Source organism: Nostoc sp. UIC 10607, assembly GCF_047228265.1.
GTDB lineage: Bacteria > Cyanobacteriota > Cyanobacteriia > Cyanobacteriales > Nostocaceae > Nostoc > Nostoc foliaceum_A.
This window is the reverse complement of the sequence record NZ_JBIQNW010000017.1, coordinates 1-19,818: the sequence shown is the minus strand read 5'-3', so window position 1 is coordinate 19,818 and position 19,818 is coordinate 1. Positions and strand designations below refer to the sequence as shown.

Below are 19,818 nucleotides of genomic sequence, written 5' to 3'. Positions count from 1 at the left end.
TCTTCATTCTTCCCAGTCCTAATGCCCAATTCCCAATCCCCAATTCGTATCGAAACATTAAGGAATATTGCATTTCAGCAGAAACATGAAGGGAAAGCGCCAAATCACCAGAAATACCGTGGTAGTATGCTCTCGGTAAATGTGAAGATTGGGAGAAAGACCTTTGACACTACGGGTTGCTGTTATTGGGTCAGGCCCTGCTGGTTCATCTGCCGCTGAAACACTGGCAGCCTCTGGGATTGAAACCTACCTGTTTGAGCGGAAGCTAGACAATGCAAAGCCTTGTGGGGGTGCAATTCCCCTATGTATGGTGAGTGAATTTGACTTACCACCAGAGATTATCGATCGCCGAGTACGGAAGATGAAAATGATTTCGCCTTCCAATCGCGAGGTTGATATCAATCTGATAAATGAAGATGAATATATAGGAATGTGCCGCCGGGAAGTGCTAGACGGCTTTTTGCGCGATCGCGCGGCAAAACTAGGCGCAAATTTAATTAATGCCACTGTTCATAAACTTGATATACCAGGAAACAATACTGATCCCTATACCATCCATTACATTGACCATACAGACGGTATATCACAGGGGATTGCCAAAACCCTGAAGGTGGATCTAATTATTGGGGCGGATGGGGCTAATTCCCGCGTTGCCAAAGAAATGGATGCTGGGGATTACAATTATGCGATCGCTTTCCAAGAACGAATTCGCTTACCCGAAGACAAAATGGCTTACTACAACGACCTCGCCGAAATGTATGTCGGTGATGACGTTTCTACCGATTTCTACGCTTGGGTTTTCCCCAAATATGACCACGTAGCTGTCGGTACTGGTACGATGCACATCAATAAAGCCAGCATCAAACAGTTACAAGCTGGTATCCGCGCCCGTGCTTCCGAGAAGCTAGCAGGCGGTAAAATCATCAAAGTCGAAGCCCACCCCATTCCTGAACATCCCCGTCCCCGTCGTGTTGTCGGTCGCATCGCTTTGGTGGGAGATGCTGCTGGTTACGTTACCAAGTCTTCTGGCGAAGGTATTTATTTTGCCGCTAAATCTGGACGGATGTGTGCTGAAACCATTGTAGAAGCATCTAACAGTGGTAGCCGTATTCCTACAGAAGGCGACCTCAAGATTTACCTGAAGCGTTGGGATAAAAGATACGGACTCACCTACAAGGTGTTGGACATTCTGCAAACCGTGTTCTATCGTTCCGATGCTACCCGCGAGGCTTTTGTGGAAATGTGTGATGACCTCGATGTGCAGCGGCTAACATTCGATAGCTATCTGTATAAGACCGTTGTCCCAGCTAATCCCATCACCCAATTGAAGATTACTGCCAAAACCATTGGTAGCCTAATTCGGGGCAATGCCCTTGCACCTTAATTGAGTGCAAAGGACTGGGAATTCCAACAAATAAATTACTCAATTTTGTGGGGTGGATATCTTGCACGCTTAATTAATCAGGGCGGGCAAGATGCCCACCCCACAATATATATTTTTATCATTTGATAGCAAATAGACCCATGTTGTAAGGGCAATTCATGTAGACACAAACGCGAGAGCGTCTCGCAGAGAAGTGGCTACTCTAGGAGAACGCCAAAGGCCAACCCGCAGGGTATTGCCCCCATATAGCTACCTTTTTACCTTGACGTAAGGCATCTCTAAGTACAGACTGTAGTAGCACCTCAGCAACTCCAGGCTGACTTTTAACCTGCCTAATTGTCACCTGTGTCTGATTCAGGTGACTGGCATCATCGACCATGCCAGCAGGTAGGGGTTGACGGTCATCGCGATCGCTCCAGGCTGTTAAAGTCAGGTGAGCAACTGGTCTAGCAATGACTGTCAGGGCAATAGTGGTAGTTGCCAGAAAGACAAGCAGGATAATCTTTAGCCTGTTTTTTAACAATTTACTGCGGTAGGAACGCTGCATAACCTGGATTGAGGGGGCAAAATAGAAAACATGACGATTGAATCCAATTCCTCTAATCTACCAACCCCAGAACCAATTCCCGAAAATGACTTGCAACCGGATGACTTTGACGGTAGTGCAACTGAGAATAACCTCACCTCAGAAGCACTAGCGACACAACAAGCCCTCGCAGCGATCACATCTTTGCAATCTCCGCAACATACAACTGCTCTCAAACAAGCCCGTTCTGACTTTCAGCAACCCACTGCCAAGCAATTCATAGTTAAGCCAAGGGCATTGCTGATTACTTTTATAGCGATCGCCATCACCTTTATTGGAGTTATTCTCAATAACTGGATCATCGGCATTATCGGAACGCTGATGACTTTGCTGTTATCCCTAGCGATATTATTGCCTTGGTTGCAAGAAGTTTTAGACGAGTGGTTTTCACCCCAAGAACGTACCCTGTTTGTTGCCTTTTTGGGACTAATAGTAGCGATCATCGGCTTGATCAGGTTCACAGGTATAGGCGATCGCTTGCTACTTTTAGGACGCCAGATTAACTGGGAAACTGCTGGTAGCCTAGCAGAATGGTTTGGTGCTTTGGGGCAAATTCTCATCGCCATCATCGCCGTTTACGTGGCGTGGCGACAATATGTCATTTCCAAAGACTTGACAATTCAGCAAAACCTGCTAACAGTTCAGCAAAATATTATCACCCAGCAGCAGACAATTGATTCCTATTTCCAAGGTGTTTCAGACTTAGTATTAGATGAAGAAGGATTATTAGAAGATTGGCCCCAAGAAAGAGCGATCGCTGAAGGACGCACTGCGGCAATTTTAAGTAGTGTCGATGGCAGTGGTAAAGCTAAAATTCTCCGCTTTCTCTCACGTTCCAAGTTGCTGTCACCTCTAAAACGCGATCGCCTATTAGGTCGAGCCATTCTTGATGGTACTGGCGGATATGCAGAAGACCGCCTCGAAGGTGTGCGTGTCATTGATTTAGGCGTAATGCTAGCCGCAGCAGACCTTTCTGGTACTGATTTACGTTGGACTGACCTTAGCGAAGCTAATCTTGTCCGCGCTAACCTATCCGGTTGTGATTTAGTAAAAGCCAACCTCTCCCGCACAATTTTATACGGTGCTAATCTCAATGGTGCTGATATCAACGGGATTCGCCTATTCTATGGCGTAGTAGATAAAGCATCACCCCGCAGTCGCACTGAACCACCAGATTATGAAACCGGCGAACAAACTGGCGCTGTGGTGGAAAATACTGATTTCAGCAATGTGCAACGGATGTCTGAGTCTACACGTAACTACTGTTGCACTTGGGGTGGCGAAAAAACTAGAGGTACTATTCCTGGTGGTTGTGAAGGTATTCCTAATAAGTTGGGAAGATAGTTACAACAGAATTCAGAATTCAGAATACAGGAGTAAAACACAGTTTAAATACTTCTACTTCTCTCCAAAGAGTGCCAATACGGTTCGGATAAGCATTTTGAACTCAGAATTACCTTTGGGGAAAAGGTTAAAGGTTTTTCTCCCCTTTTCCCTTTCCCCTTTAACCGAACCGTATTGCAAAGAGTGTTACGTGTTCCCCAATCTCTAACTCTAGCGACCCGCAACAAATATCTGTTCTGCGGTCAAATTCAGGTGTGGAAATGTTTGGGAGATGAGGCGTTCTGTTCCCTTAAACTGTTGTCCTTGATAAAACCATCAAGATTTGTCCTTCCAGGTTCAGAACTAGAGCAGGTATTGCTGCTCTTAATTATTCTAACTACCTGTTTTATCTAGGTTCCAGTAATTCTCGCCTTCAGGTAGGGTAAGGATTTCAACACCATCTTCAGTTACAGCTAAGGTATGCTCACATTGAGCAGAAAGCTTGCGATCGCGCGTTACAGCAGTCCACTTATCGCTGAGAACCTCGACTTCGTAAGTACCTTCATTAATCATTGGCTCAATAGTAAAAACCATCCCTGGTCTGAGGCGCTTGCCCTTACCGCGTGTACCATAGTGGGGAACATCCGGCGCAGTATGGAAAATGTTACTGATGCCGTGTCCAACGAAATCTCGCACTACAGAAAAGCCTTGTGCTTCAGCATACTCTTGAATCGCTGCACCAATGTCGCCAATCCGTGCCCCAGGTTTAACTTCAGCAATACCTAAGCGCAAACACTCCTCTGTCACCTCTACCAGCTTTCTCGTTGTTGGCGAAGGAGTGCCCACAAAGAATGTCTTAGATGTATCGCCGTGGTAACCTTCAACAATCGGCGTTACATCAATATTAATAATGTCACCTTCCTTGAGAATTTGCTTGGCATTGGGAATGCCGTGACAAATTACCTCATTTACACTGGTGCAAATCGATTTAGGATAGCCCTTATAACCAAGAGGTGCGCTTTTTGCTCCATGTGCTTGCGTCCAACGTTCGGCTTCATCATTTAGTTCAAGAGTGCTAACCCCTGGCTTCACAAACGGTTCCAAATGCTGGAGAAGTTTAGCTGCTAAACGCCCAGCTTGACGCATTTTGTCTAATTCTCGTTGGGATAAAATAACAATTAGTTCGGTTTTCATTAATTTTTATTTAGATATCTTTCATAAACATAGTTAACCCTGTCTGTGCAGCCCTTTGTGCAGCATTAGCAACTTTTAGGGTATACAAGCTCTCTTCTGGGGTAACGTACAAAGGAGTGCCATTAAAAAGATGGTCTAACACCATACTCGTGTCTTTGGCGAACAAACCCCGGCGAGGGCCAACTTCTATAGGTGTTGTTTCCCCTGGCTGGATGAAAATTCCTGTGTCACCATCAAAAATTAAACCACCTTTTTCCCCGTGAACTTCAAACTTGCGTTCTGATTGCCAAATACTTTCACCTTTGCCGTAGACTACTTGAGCTAAAAGTCCACTATTAAACGATACTTCACTAGTGCAGAAACAGCTTTGGTAATATTCCGGTTCTATTTCCCAATATCGCTGGTGACAGTTAACAGTAAATACTTTACCAAATAAATCTATAAGACGATGTAGGCGAGACAGCGCACCAATTAAAGGAAAACCGAACAACTCGTGGTTATAAGTCCATTTGCGGGGTGCAGGATTCTGGGGATTGATGGTGCTGTAGCGAACATAAAACACTTCACCAATTTTGGCTAAGTTTTTCTTCAAGGCTTGATGTAAACCACCCAAAAGTTCCAGGTGTTCAACGTGCAGGAGTTTTTGTTGTGCTTTGGCTAAAGCAATCAGTTGTTCAGCTTCGACTACATCCAACGAAAGAGGATACTCTACAATCACATGTTTGCCGTTGGTAAGTGCTGCACGAGCGATCGCACCATGATCTCGATTAATAGTGGAGATCACCACTAGGTCTATATCTTCACGCTTTACTAGCTCTTGCCAAGAACTCAACGTTTCAATCTGGTACTCTTTGGCAAAGTTTTCTGTTTTTTCTGCGGTATGCCCAACAACTGCGATTAACTGCGATCGCAGTTGCTCACTATGGAGCAATGCCTCAGCCCGAAACTTTGCCGCATACCCAGTACCTATCAAACCTACACGCACTCTTGCTTTTTCCAAAGCTGCTTTTGAATTATACATGATCCTCACTAGTTCTATTTTCGAGCTTCTCACGCTTCTAGCGGTGAGATTCTCTCTTCATGGGGAATCCAATGAATTCACCAGTCTAGACTCTACAACATTCGTCCTACCCCCTCAAGGACGCATAAGAATTTATTTGAACCTAGGCAGAAGTACGTATGCTCAAAAGGGAGACTTCAAAAGAAAAGCCCTTTTTTTGAGGGCAAGGTTGTTCCTCCATAAAACAGGATCTTTGTCAATATAATGAGCGAAAAATTTTAGGAAATTGGGAAAAAAATTACCGATTCAATTCAGTAAATTTTAGTGCGTTGCCGAACGCGAGTGCGTCTCGTAGAGAAGCCTTGCTAAAGGCATCACTATGATAATTGTCTAATCAGATTTTTTAATCACCTAATTTTTTGCTAATAGCACTTGTAAATCAAGGCCTTCTAGGAAATGAAACAGCCCTGCTTTTTAAGGGAGTTGGGAAATCTCTCCTGCGTAAGTCCTACAAAATACAGGTGACATTAATTTCACTCATTTTTTCTCATTTATAAGATAATTTTTTCTAATCACAACCTGACTGTGGCAGTAAATACATAAAGAAAACTTATCGGGATTAAGCAACTAAATTTCATTACTAATCGGCTTCAATTTCCAGTTACATCGTTTAATTTTTCTCGTAGTATCAGAATTGAAGCAAATTTAAACTAGCGGCTAATCCCAGAGAACAGCCGTGACCTTTGCCTTAAGATAACTTATACTGCCGTTTGCAAAAGAGAGGATTACTCAATGCCAACTTATAAAGTGACACTAATCAACGAGGCCGAAGGGCTGAACCAAACACTTGAGGTTGAGGACGATACCTATATTCTAGATGCTGCCGAAGAAGCTGGTCTTGACTTGCCCTACTCTTGCCGCGCTGGTGCTTGCTCAACTTGTGCAGGTAAACTCGTTAAGGGTACCGTTGATCAGGGTGACCAGTCATTCCTAGATGACGATCAAATAGAAGCTGGATATGTACTAACCTGTGTGGCTTACCCAACCTCTGACGTGACAATCGAAACTCACAAAGAAGAAGAACTCTATTAAGAGCTAAGAACCTCAACAATAAACCTCTTGCAAGAGTTACTGATGTTGAAAAAATAAAAACACCGCATCTAGGGTAAAAACCCTCCCAATGCCGCGTGTACTTCTTAAAGCGACTTTGACAAAAAGCCTAATTTTGTTTTAAGCAGGAACACAAAATTTACTGTGTTCCTGCTTAATTTTTCAGTAGGGAGAAAACCGCGCTGCCTCCCATTTACCTTTTGTTTACTCCAGATTCCTATCTAAAGATAGATGCAACTTAAATACCGACTCGCTTAAAGCTTAGTCTCTTTGCTGAGAATTTGAATCTGAGTACCAGGATAGTAGAATTGGAGAATTTTTGGACTCGACCAACCTAATTTAGCTAAATTTTGAGCGCCAGTTTGACTCAAGCCGACTCCATGTCCCAATCCACCACCAATAAAAGCGTATCCCCAGAGTTCTGGTTTGCCTTTGTTCAGAGGTTCTATGTAAAAAAGCGTACTCGTAGGAGCAGCAAAGGCACTGCGAACTTCGTCTTTGTGGAGAATAAAGGTACTGTTGTCAGTTTTAACCGCGAGTTCAAGGATGCGTCCACTCTTGCTTCGCTTCACTACTGCCATAGCCTGAATTGTCTTAAATTTGGCATGGGGACTATTTTTCACCTGCAAAAATTTCTGCAAGTCCTTGGTAATATCCTCTAAAGGGGTTTCCTTGTGCCAACGAAACATATTCCACTGGCTTTCATTAAATCCTTGTTGGGTATTAATAAATTTTTGGAAGTTCTTTTCATCTGCTAAACTCTGCTTAGACAAGTTCCAAAAATTAGTCGCAGCATCCAGTACAGGGCGCAGATAGGGACGATCATCGCCATTCCAGACATCGCTGAAGGAGGCGGTAACGCCACCTGTGGTGGAAGAATATAGAGCATCTACTAGTTCGTTTTTATAAGTTACTACCTTACCTCTGGTGGAAGCGATCGCTTGGTCTGTTTTAGCAGCTGCTCCATTCAGCCCATAATAAACTTGGCAGTGAGTATCAGCACACAACTGATAGTTATCTGCGGCAAACCTGCGTAAATTTCTTAAAGCATAAGTCCGCGCAAGAATTGCTTGGGCCTCCAGCGCTGCTGTTGGTGCATTTATACCTATTTCGTAAGGCACAACCCCACGCAAATAAGTTTCTAAGGGTACTTGGTTAACGAGGGTGTATGTGCCGTAAGCATTTGGCTGCAAATTCAGTCGCCCAGCGTAAAGACGAGCATTTTCTGGTTTTTCGCTTTTATTCACCCGAATCAAGTTTTTATCAGTGCTGATTTCCAAATCATTCGGGCTATAGCGATTACCATCTACTACCCAACTAACTCGTGGCACTTGTTTCAAAACTCTAGTATCAAGATATACTTTTTCTTTAGTAGTAGCTTGGATGTTTTGCAATAGCAAGCGCCGCAGTAAAGGAGTGCTGTAAACATCTCGTTTCGCCCAAACCTGCCAGCGTTCTGGCTGGGCTATTTCCACTTCCATTCCCTGAGAACGCCATTTATTAGCACTGTCTTCCGCAGTTTCAAAAGTGCGATATGTGCCCAAAATTACCACTTCTTCGACTGCTGACTGGGGTAAAGCCTGCATGACAGTTTCCAGCTTTACAGGGTTTTTGGTAACTAGGGTTTGGTGCTTGTTGCCTGCTTTAAATTTTAGCTTTAAGCGATCGCCTTTTGTGGGTTCTAATTGCAGCTTGGCTGTGGATTGTGAGCCAAATCGCTGCACAATCCCAATTTTCAGTTCTATATCCTGGATGCTGCTCTTAGGCCCTGATGCAGCAGTCAGCCCCAATAGACAAAATGTGGCCATCACACTGTGGGAAAAACGCCAAAACGAAAATTTCATGGCTACCTGTTTCTGCCTCTTAATGCGGCGTTGGAGCTGATTTTCTAATTGCTTTGTAGCGCGTTTTTTTTGTCGCATGAGTGCTCCAATGATACCATTACCAGTTTTACCCCAAATATTAGTTGCAAAATGAAGTCATAATGACTATGATTTATGTGGAGATACAAAACAGAACTAGTTGGATAAACTCTTTATGGTTAGAGTCCAAGAAATTCCGTTAAATCAGATAAAACGGCCATTGCCCCGTGTAAACGATCCAAATAAAGTGCAAGCTTTAATGGAATCGATTGCGGAGATTGGGCAGCAAGAACCTATTGATGTCCTAGAAGTAGATGGACAATATTATGGCTTTTCTGGTTGCCATCGGTATGAAGCTTGCCAGCGTTTAGGCAAAGAAACCGTTTTAGCTAGAGTCCGTAAAGCACCCCGCAGCGTTTTAAAGATGCACTTGGCATAGAGAATGTGGGGATACAAGGGGACAAGGAGAATAACCCATGCCCCATGCCCAATTCTCAACCCCCAATTACATATAACCTAATTAGGAGAAAATTATGTCATCGAAAGCAACAGTCAAAAATGTAAATATCGGCATTGACGAGGTGAGTAGGGCTAAAATTGCCGAGGGTTTATCTCGCCTGTTGGCTGACACTTATACACTTTATCTGAAAACTCATAACTTCCATTGGAATGTAACAGGGCCGATGTTTCAAACATTGCATTTGATGTTTGAGACCCAGTATACAGAATTAGCCTTAGCAGTTGATTTAATAGCCGAGAGAATTAGAGCGCTTGGCTATCCTGCGCCAGGAACCTACAGCGAATATGCCAAACTGAGTTCGATTCCAGAAACTCCCGGAGTTCCGAAAGCTGTGGAAATGATCGGTTTGCTAGTGGAAGGACAAGAAGCCGTAGTCCGAACTGCAAGGTCTATTTTCCCCGTGATAGAGGAAGTTAACGACGAACCTACTGCCGATTTATTGACTCAGAGGATGCAAGTACACGAAAAGACAGCTTGGATGTTGAGAAGTTTGCTGGAAGAATAGGGAATAGGGAATAGGGCATAGGGAATAGGGGATAGAAAAAAACTTAATCGCCAATGCCCCATACCCAATGCCCCATGCCTAATACCCAATGACCAATATTAATTTCACCCAAAAGTTGCAAAATTTAATGCAACAGGTGGGTATTTCTAGTTTTAAAGCGCTGAGTCGCGCTGCTGGTGTCTCAGAACGTCAACTTTTGCGGTTACGCCAAGGAAAGCTTGAGCAAATGCGGTTAGATGTGCTGCTCAAGCTGTCGCCAGTGCTACAGATGCCATTGAATGAATTAATCGCAAATTTTTCAACCATAGAGTTGTTACCAGAGAAAGCAGCACCGACTCAGGAATTATTAGAAGAAATTGTAGATTTAAGAAAAGAGTACCAGCGATCGCAGCAACAAATAGAACAGCAGCGAGAGATATTACTACAAGAACTCCAGCAGTCAAGTTTGCAACTGCTGGAGTCTTTATTATTACAATGGCCAACAGCAGCACAGAAAGCGCAGGAGAATCCCCAGTTAGCAGCAGTCAAAATAGTCCCGTTGGTGCAGAAACCTCTAGAAAAGCTTTTACAGGCGTGGGGAGTGGAAGCGATCGCACCTGTAGGAGCAGAGTTACCTTATGATCCCCACCTGCACCAATTGATGGAGGGAACTGCACAACCTGGAGAAACAGTCAAAGTGCGCTACACTGGTTACCTTCAAGGTGAGAAACTGCTTTACAGAGCCAAGGTGAGTCCTGTTTAAGAGAGTTAGGAATCAGGAGTGAGGAATTACAAATCCATAACTCTTTAATGATGGCTATCATCATGAAGCCTATTGGAAAATTTCAGTTTTGCAAAAATATTTAATCAATAATCTGAAAACCAATAACTTCAGATTGTAGATCAGTATATGCTTACATCTCATTGATGTAGGTAAGCAGTATTAAAAAATTAAACTATGTGATGAAACGCCAAATCAACCAACAGCTTATAAATCGGTCATGCCAACCTTTTTACAAAACTAAATATACATGTTTTTTACCGTGCCGACTTACTTCCCTTGTTTATTTATAATTGGTCTTTCCTAGTAAGAAAACTATACTTAATTAAGCTAATAATGTTTTTGTCATTACAAAAGAACAGATTGAAATAATTATAATTAATGTTTATCCAACCGGAGTAATTATCAATAATTACTCAATCTTGCATCTTAGATTTTATGTTGCCAGCATTTTTAAATGTTATATAATAGCGAAATCAGACCATCATTTACACAAATCAGCGTGACATAATTATGAGAGAACAAGTAAAAGTTATTAAGCTCAATGGTAACTTAAACGCCACAACCTCACAAGAATTTCGACAAAATATTACCGAAATTTTAGTAACTGGTGCGAAAATTGTGTTAGTTGATTTTCAAGATGTAACGTTTATGGATAGTTCAGGATTGGGAGCTTTAGTATTAGCTTTTAAAACCTTGCGAGCGGCGGATACAAAACTTGTTCTCTGCTCAATTAATGAGCAAGTTAGGATACTATTTGAACTCACTAATATGGATAAAGTATTTGAAATATTTCCCAGCCAAGACGCATTTAATCAGGTTTTAGTCTCCAAAACTTAATTCATCAAAGTTAATTTGCAAAATAGATAAATCATCATCAAAAGCATCTTTGGAGTTCAGAGCGATTAAATAACTCAGTACGCGATCAAGTTGGCAATCAACAGGATGTTGTAAGCTAACTAGTAGCTGAATAAAAGCATCTAAACTCCAAAGTGTCCCATCTGATTTGGTGATTTCATAAGCGCCGTCACTAAAAATGTAAAGGGTACTGAATTTTTCAATATTGCAAAACCCATCAACATATTTTGCCTCTGGAAACATCCCAACAGGCATACCGGGTGTTTTCAGGAGTTTAACTTCAGACTTCCTTGGAGATGTGCCGGTTACTAAAACGGCTGGTGGATGACCTGCACTAGAGTAAATTAACTGGTGGTTGATTCGGTTGTAAACTCCGTACCAAATCGTAAAGTATTTATCATTTTGATAATTCATCTGGAAGGTATCATTCAAAGCCTTCAATACATCACTAGGTTGATAATAATTTAGGCTTTTGAGTGCACGTGAACGCAGCAGATTCAGCACTGAAACAGAGGGAAGAGTGGCTTTGAGTCCATGTCCGGCAGTATCGAGTAAGTAAATTGCCAGATAATCATCATCGAGCCAATAGTAATCGAAACAGTCACCACCGAGTTGCCGTGAGGGAATGAATCGGAAATTTATATTGAAAGGTTCAGTCATAGAAAAAGGCAGCAGCGATCGCACATATTCTGCGGCTTCTGACATTTCCGATTCTAAAAGCAACTTTTGAGCCTGCAAATCTCTACTTAACTGATGCAGGCGTAAACCCGCTCTTACCCGTGCTTGTAATTCATTGTGCTCGATAGGTTTGGAGATAAAATCATCAGCACCAGCATCTAGACCTTTGACACAATCGGCAACGGAATCTAAAGATGTTAATAAAATAAAGAATGTGGTAGAAAATTTGGGGTCTGTCTTAATGCGATGGCAAACTTCTAGTCCAGTCAACCCTGGCATGATCCAATCACAAATAATTAGTGCTGGACGGCAAGCCAGTGCCTTTTCTATTCCTTCCTCGCCACTACTGGCAGTAACTACCTCATAACCCTGTTTTTCCAACATCCTTTTCAGGAGTATTTTTATTGAATAATCATCATCAATTATTAGTATTTGAAACATATAAAATTGCAGTAAACACTAATTAATAATTTGCTGTAAAAATAGAGAATAAAAATATCATATGGGCTAATGAGTTAGTAGTATCTCTGTAAGGAGACTACTAACTCATTCTATTTTCCAGTCGAATTCATGACTTTTTAACGTCATAAAATATTATGGTGGTGCAAGAGGATTCACCCACAAGAGGATGGTATTTTTTAGCTGGTTTAAATCGCGGTATGCTTCTTGCTTGAACCATTGCCCTAAGGCATCAAAGGGGGTGAAAGATGTTCCAGTTTGCCATTTAATATCTTGACCTAAAGGTGTTGTATGAGTTCCTGGTAACGTTTGTGTTGTCACCATGTCATCAAAGCGTTCTTGTAAAATTTTGGTTAAAGCTGCTGATTGATCAATGGTGTCATTGCTAAATTTTATTAATAAATTGCGCCGGATATTGTAGCGCTCTTGGACAAGCTTGTTGGTTTCCAATGGTGAAGGGGTAAACTCGATCGCAAAAGTAGAATTGAACTGTTCTACTAAAGGGATAGCTTCTTTAGCGGCGTAGTTGTTGAAGGATATTAAAATATTGCCTGCACGTTCAACTTTAAAAAGGCTACCAATCAGCAAGTGAAGTTTACAACCCATACTGTGTCCAACGCCGTAGATGGGGTAGTAAAGCTTGCGTAATGCCCCAGAATCGTGTAGGCGTTCGATGGTGCGGTCAAAGTTTAACAGCACAGATTTTGCGATCGCAGTATGATCCAGTGTATTGACGAAAGGCGTAGCAATTACAACATAACCTTTACTTGCCAGTTGTTCGAGTAACCAGCGATAAGTGATGTGTGGTGCAGTTGCGACAAATGCACCTCCTAAAAAATGGATGATACCTATGGGATTTCGGGGAATGATTACCCAGTTACCTCTGACTTCTTTCCAGTCCATGCGGATGAGCGATCGCTTTCTTGATATTCTTTATGTTAGACCGGGGATCGCAACCGTGGGAAGGATTATAGAAAAAGCCATTGAGGATGTCTCCATCCAGCAGCGTCTATGGACTTATCGGGAGCATCTACGCTTTCTCCAACTTACTTCTTTTACGCAGGTTGCCCTGAGTATTGGTTTTAACCCTGAGTCTGTAATCTTTTCATTTCGTGTTGTACATCTAATGCAATCTGTAATGCTTCATTGAGTAACCTTCCATGCTCAGTAGCCTGTTCGTTTACTTGCATGGCTGTTAAAGTTGCTAAATTGTTGACGAATAGTTCTGTATTACTAAGGATAAAGCTCTTATTTTCTCTCAAAATCCTTTCTGTCTTCAAAGCGCGAATTAAATCAGCTTTGGTGAGGTTAAGCGCTTCGATAACACTCTCTCTTTGCTTTATAAGCACTTCTGGATTGCCGGCTTCTTCTATTTGGTCATTGATATCTATTGCTCTAATAACAGTATTATATCTTTCAACATCACTTAACAAGATTTGCAGAGAAGTTGTCATGTTATTTTTGACAATATTACTTCTATTTTTCCATATTAAATATAAAATAGTTTGCGTAAGACCGCCAATCCAAAGACCTAAGATAATTAATGCTAACCAGGATGGAATTGCTATCCATGATACAAATATTTTTAGAAAAATATCAAATATAAGATAGCCAAAAACAAATGTAGCAAACCCAATAAAAATTACAGTTGCCCCTTCCGAACTTTTAACTTTATTAATGTATAAATTTGCTAATTTTTTGAGAGGATTAGTGATGATTAAAAGTTGATCATTGACAGGTAAATTAGTCAGCTTTTGCAGTTCATTCTGACTAATTTCCAAGCCCTGTAAATCATCCCGCACAGCTTTTCAATCCTTGCCAGAATAGTTATTTAATCTAATATAGCAATCAAATTTCTGGAATGCGGGCATTTTGTCTAAAGTTTTTCAGGCAAGTTAATACTTCTAGTGAACTAAATATTTTTTTGTACAATATTATACTATTTTGCCAAGATAACTATTTATAGTGTAAGAGTAATCAGAACGAAAATAAATCGATGGCTTGTAAATGTAGTGAAAATGCAATAGGTTATTGTCCTGATAAACAGCTATTTACAACTATAAGAAAGAATAATGAAAAAGTCCGCGAAAACGGACATTACTTGTTGATTTATCAATAATTGCGTCTCACTTGTTACATTAACTTCGCTTTGGAGAAGATTGTTTCTGTTTGGAAATGCTACGCTGAGGATTTAAAAATGGGGGGATGGGACAGTCTAGCGTCATAGCGATCGCTCTGAGTAAATCTGCTTCTGACTGTGTAACTTTGTTATCTAAAAGTACTGTGTGGGCGCAGGCATCAACAATAGCTTGCTTGAGTTTGGGACTGGCAAGGCGCAGGCGCTCAACACTCTTCTTAAGTTCAGTGAAATTACAGCCTAATGGTGTTTCTGGTTTTTCTTGTTCTCCGGCTTTGGGAAGTCGAAAAACTCCAGAACGAAAAGCATAGGCGATGTCTTCGGTGGATGCATCAGGTTGAGAGTGTCCGACGCGGGCAATTACGGACAGTACTAATAGGCTATCTGGCCAAATCTGTTCGATCGAGGTGAATTCTACCGTTGTAACCGACGTGGGATTTATACTCGGTTGGAGCCGATGCCAAAGTATTAACTGCAACACAAAATGCCACAGTGACAAACTTCCGGTGGCTACAGTTAAACCGTGGACGCATTTGCAAAGCCTTTGGCATTCTTTGGCAGAATTTTGGCGTAATACGGGTACTGCCAAATCTACAAGTGGCAAGCGAATGCTGGGATCTAAGTGACTAATTTCACTGCTCAATTCCAAGGTTTTGTCTACCAACTCAGCAGGCTGCACCTCTCGTAACCAAGCAATTTGACGTTGTTGGATCTCGATATTTTCCGTATCTAACGCTAGGGCAAAAGCGATCGCTATTGCACTTTGCTGCTCCCGCACACGCAAGCGCAGGGATTCTGGTAACTGCGACAACAGCGCTTGAGCATGGGCAAAATGCTCTGGTGTGACGCTTCCAACTTGGTTTACAACTTGTTCTGGTATAGCGTTGTCACCACCAGCAAAGCCCATTGTTAAGGATTCCTGCGAAGGGGAACGCGTCTGATTGCAAGATGGCATTGCTGGCAAATTGCTGACGTTCAAACCCCCAACACGGCGAATACGTTCTGCTAGCGGTGGGTGAGTAGAAAACATATCTTCCCAGAAAGAGGGGTTGAGAGCATTGCCAAAAAACATGTGGCTGGCGGCTTCTGCACCCGGCGCAATCAAGCGTGAATCCATTTGTTGGAGTTTTTGGAAGACTCCGGTAAGTCCATTAGGATTGCGAGTGAACTGTACAGCCGAAGCATCGGCGAGAAATTCACGTTGGCGAGAGACTGCGGCTTTAATCAAGCGTCCGCAGAGTAAGCCGATACCGCCAATTGCCATCAGTGCCAAGCCAAAAGCCCAGATAGGTAAACCCTTGCCTTCCTTGTCTGAACGGAAAGTATCACGAATTCGCCACAGAAATTCCCCGGTTATGTAAATGAACAAAATCCCGTGGAGTAGTCCCACTAAACGCAAATTTAGCCGCATATCTCCATTGAGAATATGACTGAATTCGTGGCCGATGACTCCTTGTAGTTCATCCCGGCTCAGGTGTTCCAGAGTTCCACGGGTAACTCCAATTACAGCATCATTGGGCGTAAATCCAGCAGCAAAGGCATTAATGCCGGTTTCTCTCTCCAGGAGATAAACTTTTGGGACAGAAATACCAGAAGCGATCGCCATTTCCTCGACTATATTTAATAGTTGTCGCCCTTGTTCATCGGCCGTTTCTGGTAGCAGGAGTCTTCCCCCCAATTCCTGAGCGATTACGCTTCCTCCTTGACGGAGACAGGCAATTTTATAGAGGCTTCCTACTGCGATCGCAACTATTGTAATCCCAGCCACGTAGAGAAATATCCCTGGATGCCACCAAACACGGGGAGCCATGCCGAACAGAAATAAAGTGGCAATATAAATCGCCATAATCATGACTGCGATCGACAGGGAAAATAATCCAATTAGTTGTTGCGTATTTTGGCGTGCCCGATCCTGATGTTCAAAGAAATTCATAGACACCTAAAAAGACACGCGTGGAGCATTTCTTATTTCTGGAGTAGCTTCGGCGAGCAATTCTGCAACAGTAAAGTTAAAAGTATTTGCCACAAGATTGCTAGGGAAGGATTCGCTCTTGGTGTTGTAAAGTGTCACCGCGTCATTAAAAGCCTGACGGGCAAAAGCAATCCGGTTTTCAGTGGAAGATAATTCTTCCATTACCTGAGTCATGGCGCGATCGGCTTTCAATTCTGGATAAGATTCTGAAAGTACCATCAACCGACTTAACGCACCTGTCAGCGCCCCTTCAGCATTACCCAACTGTTGCATCGCTTGCGGATCGCCAGGATTTTGTGCCGCATTACTGCTAGCATTAATTGCAGAATTTCGAGCCGCAATAACTGCTTCTAAAGTTTCTCGCTCATGTTTCATGTACCCTTTAGCAGTTTCTACTAAGTTGGGAATTAAGTCATAGCGACGTTGTAATTGAACATCGATTTGAGAGTAAGCATTTTTGTAACGGTTGCGGTACTTGACTAAATCGTTGTAGCTATTAATGATAATTACAGCAACAATGGCAACTAAAGCAACAGAAAATATTAAAAGCCCCATATTTTTAGATTATTTCCATTAGCTACTTACTTTATATCCAGCAAAATTTGTGTGGATATAAAGATGAGTCTACTTGTAGCAAGTTGGCTTCGTCGTCTGTAAAATTAGTTACGCAATTGCACTGAGCTAGTAGATAGGTTATAAGATTTTATAAATAATCACAGCGACAAAGAAACACAAGGATAAGATAAATAATTTCTAACAATTCCAAAGTTTTGTGAACTTTATCGTCTGTCTTTTCTCTGTGTACTCTGCGCCTCTGTGGTTGATTAAAAATTGTAGTCAGAGTAACTTACCCATGAATATGAAGAAATAGGGAATAACCACTGGCAGCAAAAATAAAAAGGATGGCGGCAGGAAAAATTATTACATCCCTAACAATAAATAAAATCCAATCTTTTCTTAGTTCTTGTTTAAACTTAAGTTCTCTCAGTTTTCGCTCAAGTTCTACGTCTTCTTGCAACTGCAAATTTTCAGGTGAGGTAATTAGTGGATTGTCGCCTTTGTGGGCAATTATTTTTGATAAATCTGTCATGGTGTTTAGATAGCAATAATTTCACAGTGTTAATATGCTTATTTTTGCTAAGTTTTTAAGGCAGAGTCCAGTTTTCTAGTTTTAATCCGTTGATGCGTTCGTAGTGACGAGTATTGTTTGTTACTAAAGTGTAGTTTTCTGCAAGTGCAACACTAGCAATTAGTAAATCAAATTCAGCAATTGTTTGCCCTATTCTACGGAGTTGTGCCTTTATTTCACCATACTTTCTCAGAGCAGGATCAGTTAATGGTAGAACGGGTAAGTTTTGAATAAAGTCTTCTGCATTACTTAAGTTTTCTGAAACTCGATTAGAATTGTATGCACCATAATACAATTCAGCAGCAGTGATGACACAAATGCATACTTCATCGCATCCGACTGCCAATAATTTATCCCTGACTGGCTGGCGACCCTTAAGCCAATAAATACATGTATCAGTGTCGAGTAAATAATTCACAAGCTATAATTGCGATCGCTTACAGTACGACTTGAATATATTTCATCAACAATTTCTTCTGCAGTGCGTGTATCTTCCCAGCTTCCAAAGGTTTCTAAAAAACCTTCTGATGCATTGGGTTTTGGCTGCTTTTCAGATGAGAAAATGATTTCATCCACTATCAATTGATTTGCTTCTGGGACTCCTAATTTTTTGGTTTCCTCTTTAGCTATAACCATTATTTGCATCAAAGTTATAGCCTGACGCAGAACATCACTTTTACTTGTGCCTATTTTATTTGCTAGTTCGTCTAATATCTGATTTAGTTCAGGTGACAAATCTAAGTTTAAGCGAACCATCTTTTGAGCGTCAGTCATAGTTCCATCCTTGTGTAAAATCTTAAATACATTCTTAATATTTAAATCTACATTGTTACCTAAAAACTAATGCCTAGTAGTCCTCCCTCCTCATTCTCATCTGTAAGTCTTAGTCTCACAAAAGAATCAAAATTAAAATCAGGTGAAAAATCTGAACGTGGAACCATATCTGAATTCAATGTACAGATATACTGAAAGCCAAGCCTTCTTGACTCTCTATCAGCTAATTGTAGAGCAAGGGATACCTGTCTCTCATCTACACCATCAAAAATTGTGCTGTCATGAATTAATATACGCGGTGAAGAGTCACGCTCTGACCAAAGTTGCGCCAACATTAAGTCATAACAGAATATCTTCATCTTATCGATCCCTTCACTACCATCACGTCTAATTTCTACTCGGAAACTAAAGCCATTGCTTCCTACATCAATAACAAGTGTTCCTGGAACGTCGTACAGGAATCGAGAGTTAATGCTGAATAAATTAATAGCACGTTCTGCTTGCTCATTCCGTTCTCCATAGTCACGACGTGCGCGTTGTAGTAACTGTTCTTTTTCAATTTTTAAGGTACTTTTTTGTTCCTCAAATTGTTTTAGTTCTTCGATGCGTTTATTAATTTCATTGAGATTAGCTACATCATCAAGATAAATTTCTTGTAACATTGTGTATTCTTCTAAAGCTCCATGCGTCTTTAGCACTTCCAAAAGTTCGGCACGCTCATTAGTTTTCTCTCTAATAAAACTTTCTCTAGAGGATATTTGCCTTCTAATACGTTGAATTTCACTTCCTAAAAATTCCCTACGATTCTCTATTAGTCTGCGATGAAATAGTTCTACTTCTTCTAGTCTTCTAATTACTAAACCTGGTAACTCAACACCTGCATCCTCATATATACGAACAACCTGATCTGGTCTTGGTTCATCCTCCGAGTCAAGACTAGATTGATAAAACTCCAGTAATTTATTTTCAATAATCTTTTTATTTGTTGCCTCGTGAATTTGTGAGGTTAAACGGTTAGCAGTTGCCTCTAATTCATGGTATTGGACCGCTACCCTAAAATTGTTAAGAGTTTCTTTTCTTTCACGTAATTGTGCTTCTACTTGAACCTTTAAAGCTTCAAGCTCACCTAGAGAACCAAAAATTGCAATTGCAACTCCAGGTTCTGTATCTTTTTTAAGTTTTTTAATATCTGCTATTAATTTCTGTTTATCCTTTAAAAGTTGTAAATCTCTTGCCTCTTCCCAAGCAAGACCTAATAAAAAAGCATTATTAACTTGCTTATCCCATCCAGGTTGCTTTGGATGATGCTCGAATGGTGTAGAAAATGCATCTCTTCCCCTACGGATAAAGTAAGAAATTAGTCCTCTAAAAGTAGGTCTATATTTTTTAGCTTCATTATCACTAGTTAATCCAAATGTTAGCTCTCCCAAAACAGTCTTCCAGTCTTCCAAACTGAGAACTTTTTGATCTTCTTGTTGTTTTGGTTGAATCATCGGTGAGAGGTTAGAATGATTGCACTTTTGTCAAGAGGGTGCAGGAAAAGGCGATAAATCCAGCTTGGGGACTG

At 41.4% G+C, this 19,818-nt stretch carries 20 protein-coding genes; 7 read left to right on the top strand and 13 right to left on the bottom strand.

Annotation, left to right across the window (positions count from 1 at the left end):
- Positions 1 to 163 precede the first annotated feature (163 nt).
- On the top strand, positions 164 to 1,384 hold the full coding sequence (gene chlP, locus ACEYW6_RS16875; RefSeq protein ID WP_196512493.1) for a geranylgeranyl reductase: 1,221 nt from the start codon (positions 164 to 166) through the stop codon (positions 1,382 to 1,384).
- A 202-nt stretch (positions 1,385 to 1,586) separates the two neighbouring features.
- On the opposite strand, the gene ACEYW6_RS16870 is transcribed toward chlP, so the two are convergent.
- The gene (locus tag ACEYW6_RS16870) at positions 1,587 to 1,931 is read right to left on the bottom strand and encodes a hypothetical protein (RefSeq protein ID WP_412980606.1); all 345 of its coding nucleotides are present in this window, start codon (positions 1,929 to 1,931) and stop codon (positions 1,587 to 1,589) included.
- A 30-nt stretch (positions 1,932 to 1,961) separates the two neighbouring features.
- Here ACEYW6_RS16870 and ACEYW6_RS16865 point away from each other — a divergent pair, with 30 nt between their 5' ends.
- Complete coding sequence (locus ACEYW6_RS16865) at positions 1,962 to 3,314, top strand: pentapeptide repeat-containing protein (protein ID WP_412980605.1); 1,353 nt, start codon at positions 1,962 to 1,964, stop codon at positions 3,312 to 3,314.
- Between the two features lie 372 nt (positions 3,315 to 3,686).
- Here ACEYW6_RS16865 and map read toward each other — a convergent pair whose 3' ends face one another.
- The gene (gene map / locus ACEYW6_RS16860) at positions 3,687 to 4,487 is read right to left on the bottom strand and encodes a type I methionyl aminopeptidase (protein ID WP_412980604.1); all 801 of its coding nucleotides are present in this window, start codon (positions 4,485 to 4,487) and stop codon (positions 3,687 to 3,689) included.
- A 10-nt stretch (positions 4,488 to 4,497) separates the two neighbouring features.
- Positions 4,498 to 5,508, bottom strand: coding sequence for a Gfo/Idh/MocA family protein (locus ACEYW6_RS16855; RefSeq protein ID WP_412980603.1), 1,011 nt, complete (start codon positions 5,506 to 5,508; stop codon positions 4,498 to 4,500).
- Positions 5,509 to 6,279: 771 nt separating this feature from the next.
- Here ACEYW6_RS16855 and ACEYW6_RS16850 point away from each other — a divergent pair.
- Positions 6,280 to 6,579, top strand: a complete 300-nt coding sequence (locus ACEYW6_RS16850; RefSeq protein ID WP_190890680.1) for a ferredoxin — start codon at positions 6,280 to 6,282, stop codon at positions 6,577 to 6,579.
- A gap of 272 nt (positions 6,580 to 6,851) precedes the next feature.
- On the opposite strand, the gene ACEYW6_RS16845 is transcribed toward ACEYW6_RS16850, so the two are convergent.
- The gene (locus ACEYW6_RS16845; protein WP_412980602.1) at positions 6,852 to 8,519 is read right to left on the bottom strand and encodes a SpoIID/LytB domain-containing protein; all 1,668 of its coding nucleotides are present in this window, start codon (positions 8,517 to 8,519) and stop codon (positions 6,852 to 6,854) included.
- Between the two features lie 115 nt (positions 8,520 to 8,634).
- Here ACEYW6_RS16845 and ACEYW6_RS16840 point away from each other — a divergent pair, with 115 nt between their 5' ends.
- The 4 genes from ACEYW6_RS16840 to ACEYW6_RS16825 all read left to right on the top strand — a co-directional run bounded on the left by ACEYW6_RS16840 (position 8,635) and on the right by ACEYW6_RS16825 (position 11,084).
- Positions 8,635 to 8,898 carry a ParB N-terminal domain-containing protein gene (locus ACEYW6_RS16840; protein WP_094329374.1) on the top strand — a complete coding sequence of 88 codons (264 nt, stop codon included), beginning with the start codon at positions 8,635 to 8,637 and terminating at the stop codon, positions 8,896 to 8,898.
- Between the two features lie 94 nt (positions 8,899 to 8,992).
- Positions 8,993 to 9,484 carry a Dps family protein gene (locus ACEYW6_RS16835; RefSeq protein ID WP_190890685.1) on the top strand — a complete coding sequence of 164 codons (492 nt, stop codon included), beginning with the start codon at positions 8,993 to 8,995 and terminating at the stop codon, positions 9,482 to 9,484.
- Between the two features lie 88 nt (positions 9,485 to 9,572).
- Positions 9,573 to 10,226 carry a nucleotide exchange factor GrpE gene (grpE, locus tag ACEYW6_RS16830; RefSeq protein WP_412980601.1) on the top strand — a complete coding sequence of 218 codons (654 nt, stop codon included), beginning with the start codon at positions 9,573 to 9,575 and terminating at the stop codon, positions 10,224 to 10,226.
- Between the two features lie 531 nt (positions 10,227 to 10,757).
- Entirely contained in the window at positions 10,758 to 11,084 is a 327-nt protein-coding gene (locus ACEYW6_RS16825) for an STAS domain-containing protein (RefSeq protein ID WP_196512501.1), read from the top strand.
- Here ACEYW6_RS16825 and ACEYW6_RS16820 read toward each other — a convergent pair.
- From ACEYW6_RS16820 to ACEYW6_RS16780, 9 genes are all read right to left on the bottom strand, one after another.
- The gene (locus ACEYW6_RS16820) at positions 11,067 to 12,221 is read right to left on the bottom strand and encodes a SpoIIE family protein phosphatase (protein ID WP_190890691.1); all 1,155 of its coding nucleotides are present in this window, start codon (positions 12,219 to 12,221) and stop codon (positions 11,067 to 11,069) included. The two genes, ACEYW6_RS16825 and ACEYW6_RS16820, sit on opposite strands and share 18 nt — an antisense overlap.
- Before the next feature lie 153 nt (positions 12,222 to 12,374).
- Positions 12,375 to 13,142, bottom strand: coding sequence for a DUF1350 family protein (locus ACEYW6_RS16815; protein ID WP_190890694.1), 768 nt, complete (start codon positions 13,140 to 13,142; stop codon positions 12,375 to 12,377).
- 179 nt (positions 13,143 to 13,321) lie between these two features.
- Complete coding sequence (locus ACEYW6_RS16810; protein ID WP_412980600.1) at positions 13,322 to 14,041, bottom strand: hypothetical protein; 720 nt, start codon at positions 14,039 to 14,041, stop codon at positions 13,322 to 13,324.
- A 336-nt stretch (positions 14,042 to 14,377) separates the two neighbouring features.
- Positions 14,378 to 16,309: a M48 family metallopeptidase gene (locus tag ACEYW6_RS16805; RefSeq protein ID WP_412980599.1), complete on the bottom strand. Its 1,932-nt coding sequence runs from the start codon at positions 16,307 to 16,309 to the stop codon at positions 14,378 to 14,380.
- A gap of 6 nt (positions 16,310 to 16,315) precedes the next feature.
- Entirely contained in the window at positions 16,316 to 16,903 is a 588-nt protein-coding gene (locus ACEYW6_RS16800) for a LemA family protein (protein WP_412980598.1), read from the bottom strand.
- Between the two features lie 292 nt (positions 16,904 to 17,195).
- Positions 17,196 to 17,438, bottom strand: a complete 243-nt coding sequence (locus tag ACEYW6_RS16795) for a hypothetical protein (RefSeq protein ID WP_412980597.1) — start codon at positions 17,436 to 17,438, stop codon at positions 17,196 to 17,198.
- A gap of 55 nt (positions 17,439 to 17,493) precedes the next feature.
- Positions 17,494 to 17,895, bottom strand: coding sequence for a type II toxin-antitoxin system VapC family toxin (locus ACEYW6_RS16790; protein ID WP_412980596.1), 402 nt, complete (start codon positions 17,893 to 17,895; stop codon positions 17,494 to 17,496).
- Entirely contained in the window at positions 17,892 to 18,251 is a 360-nt protein-coding gene (locus tag ACEYW6_RS16785) for a ribbon-helix-helix protein, CopG family (protein WP_412980595.1), read from the bottom strand. Before ACEYW6_RS16785 ends, ACEYW6_RS16790 begins: the two co-directional genes overlap by 4 nt.
- A 59-nt stretch (positions 18,252 to 18,310) precedes the next feature.
- On the bottom strand, positions 18,311 to 19,744 hold the full coding sequence (locus ACEYW6_RS16780) for an ABC-three component system protein (RefSeq protein ID WP_412980594.1): 1,434 nt from the start codon (positions 19,742 to 19,744) through the stop codon (positions 18,311 to 18,313).
- Positions 19,745 to 19,818 lie beyond the last annotated feature (74 nt).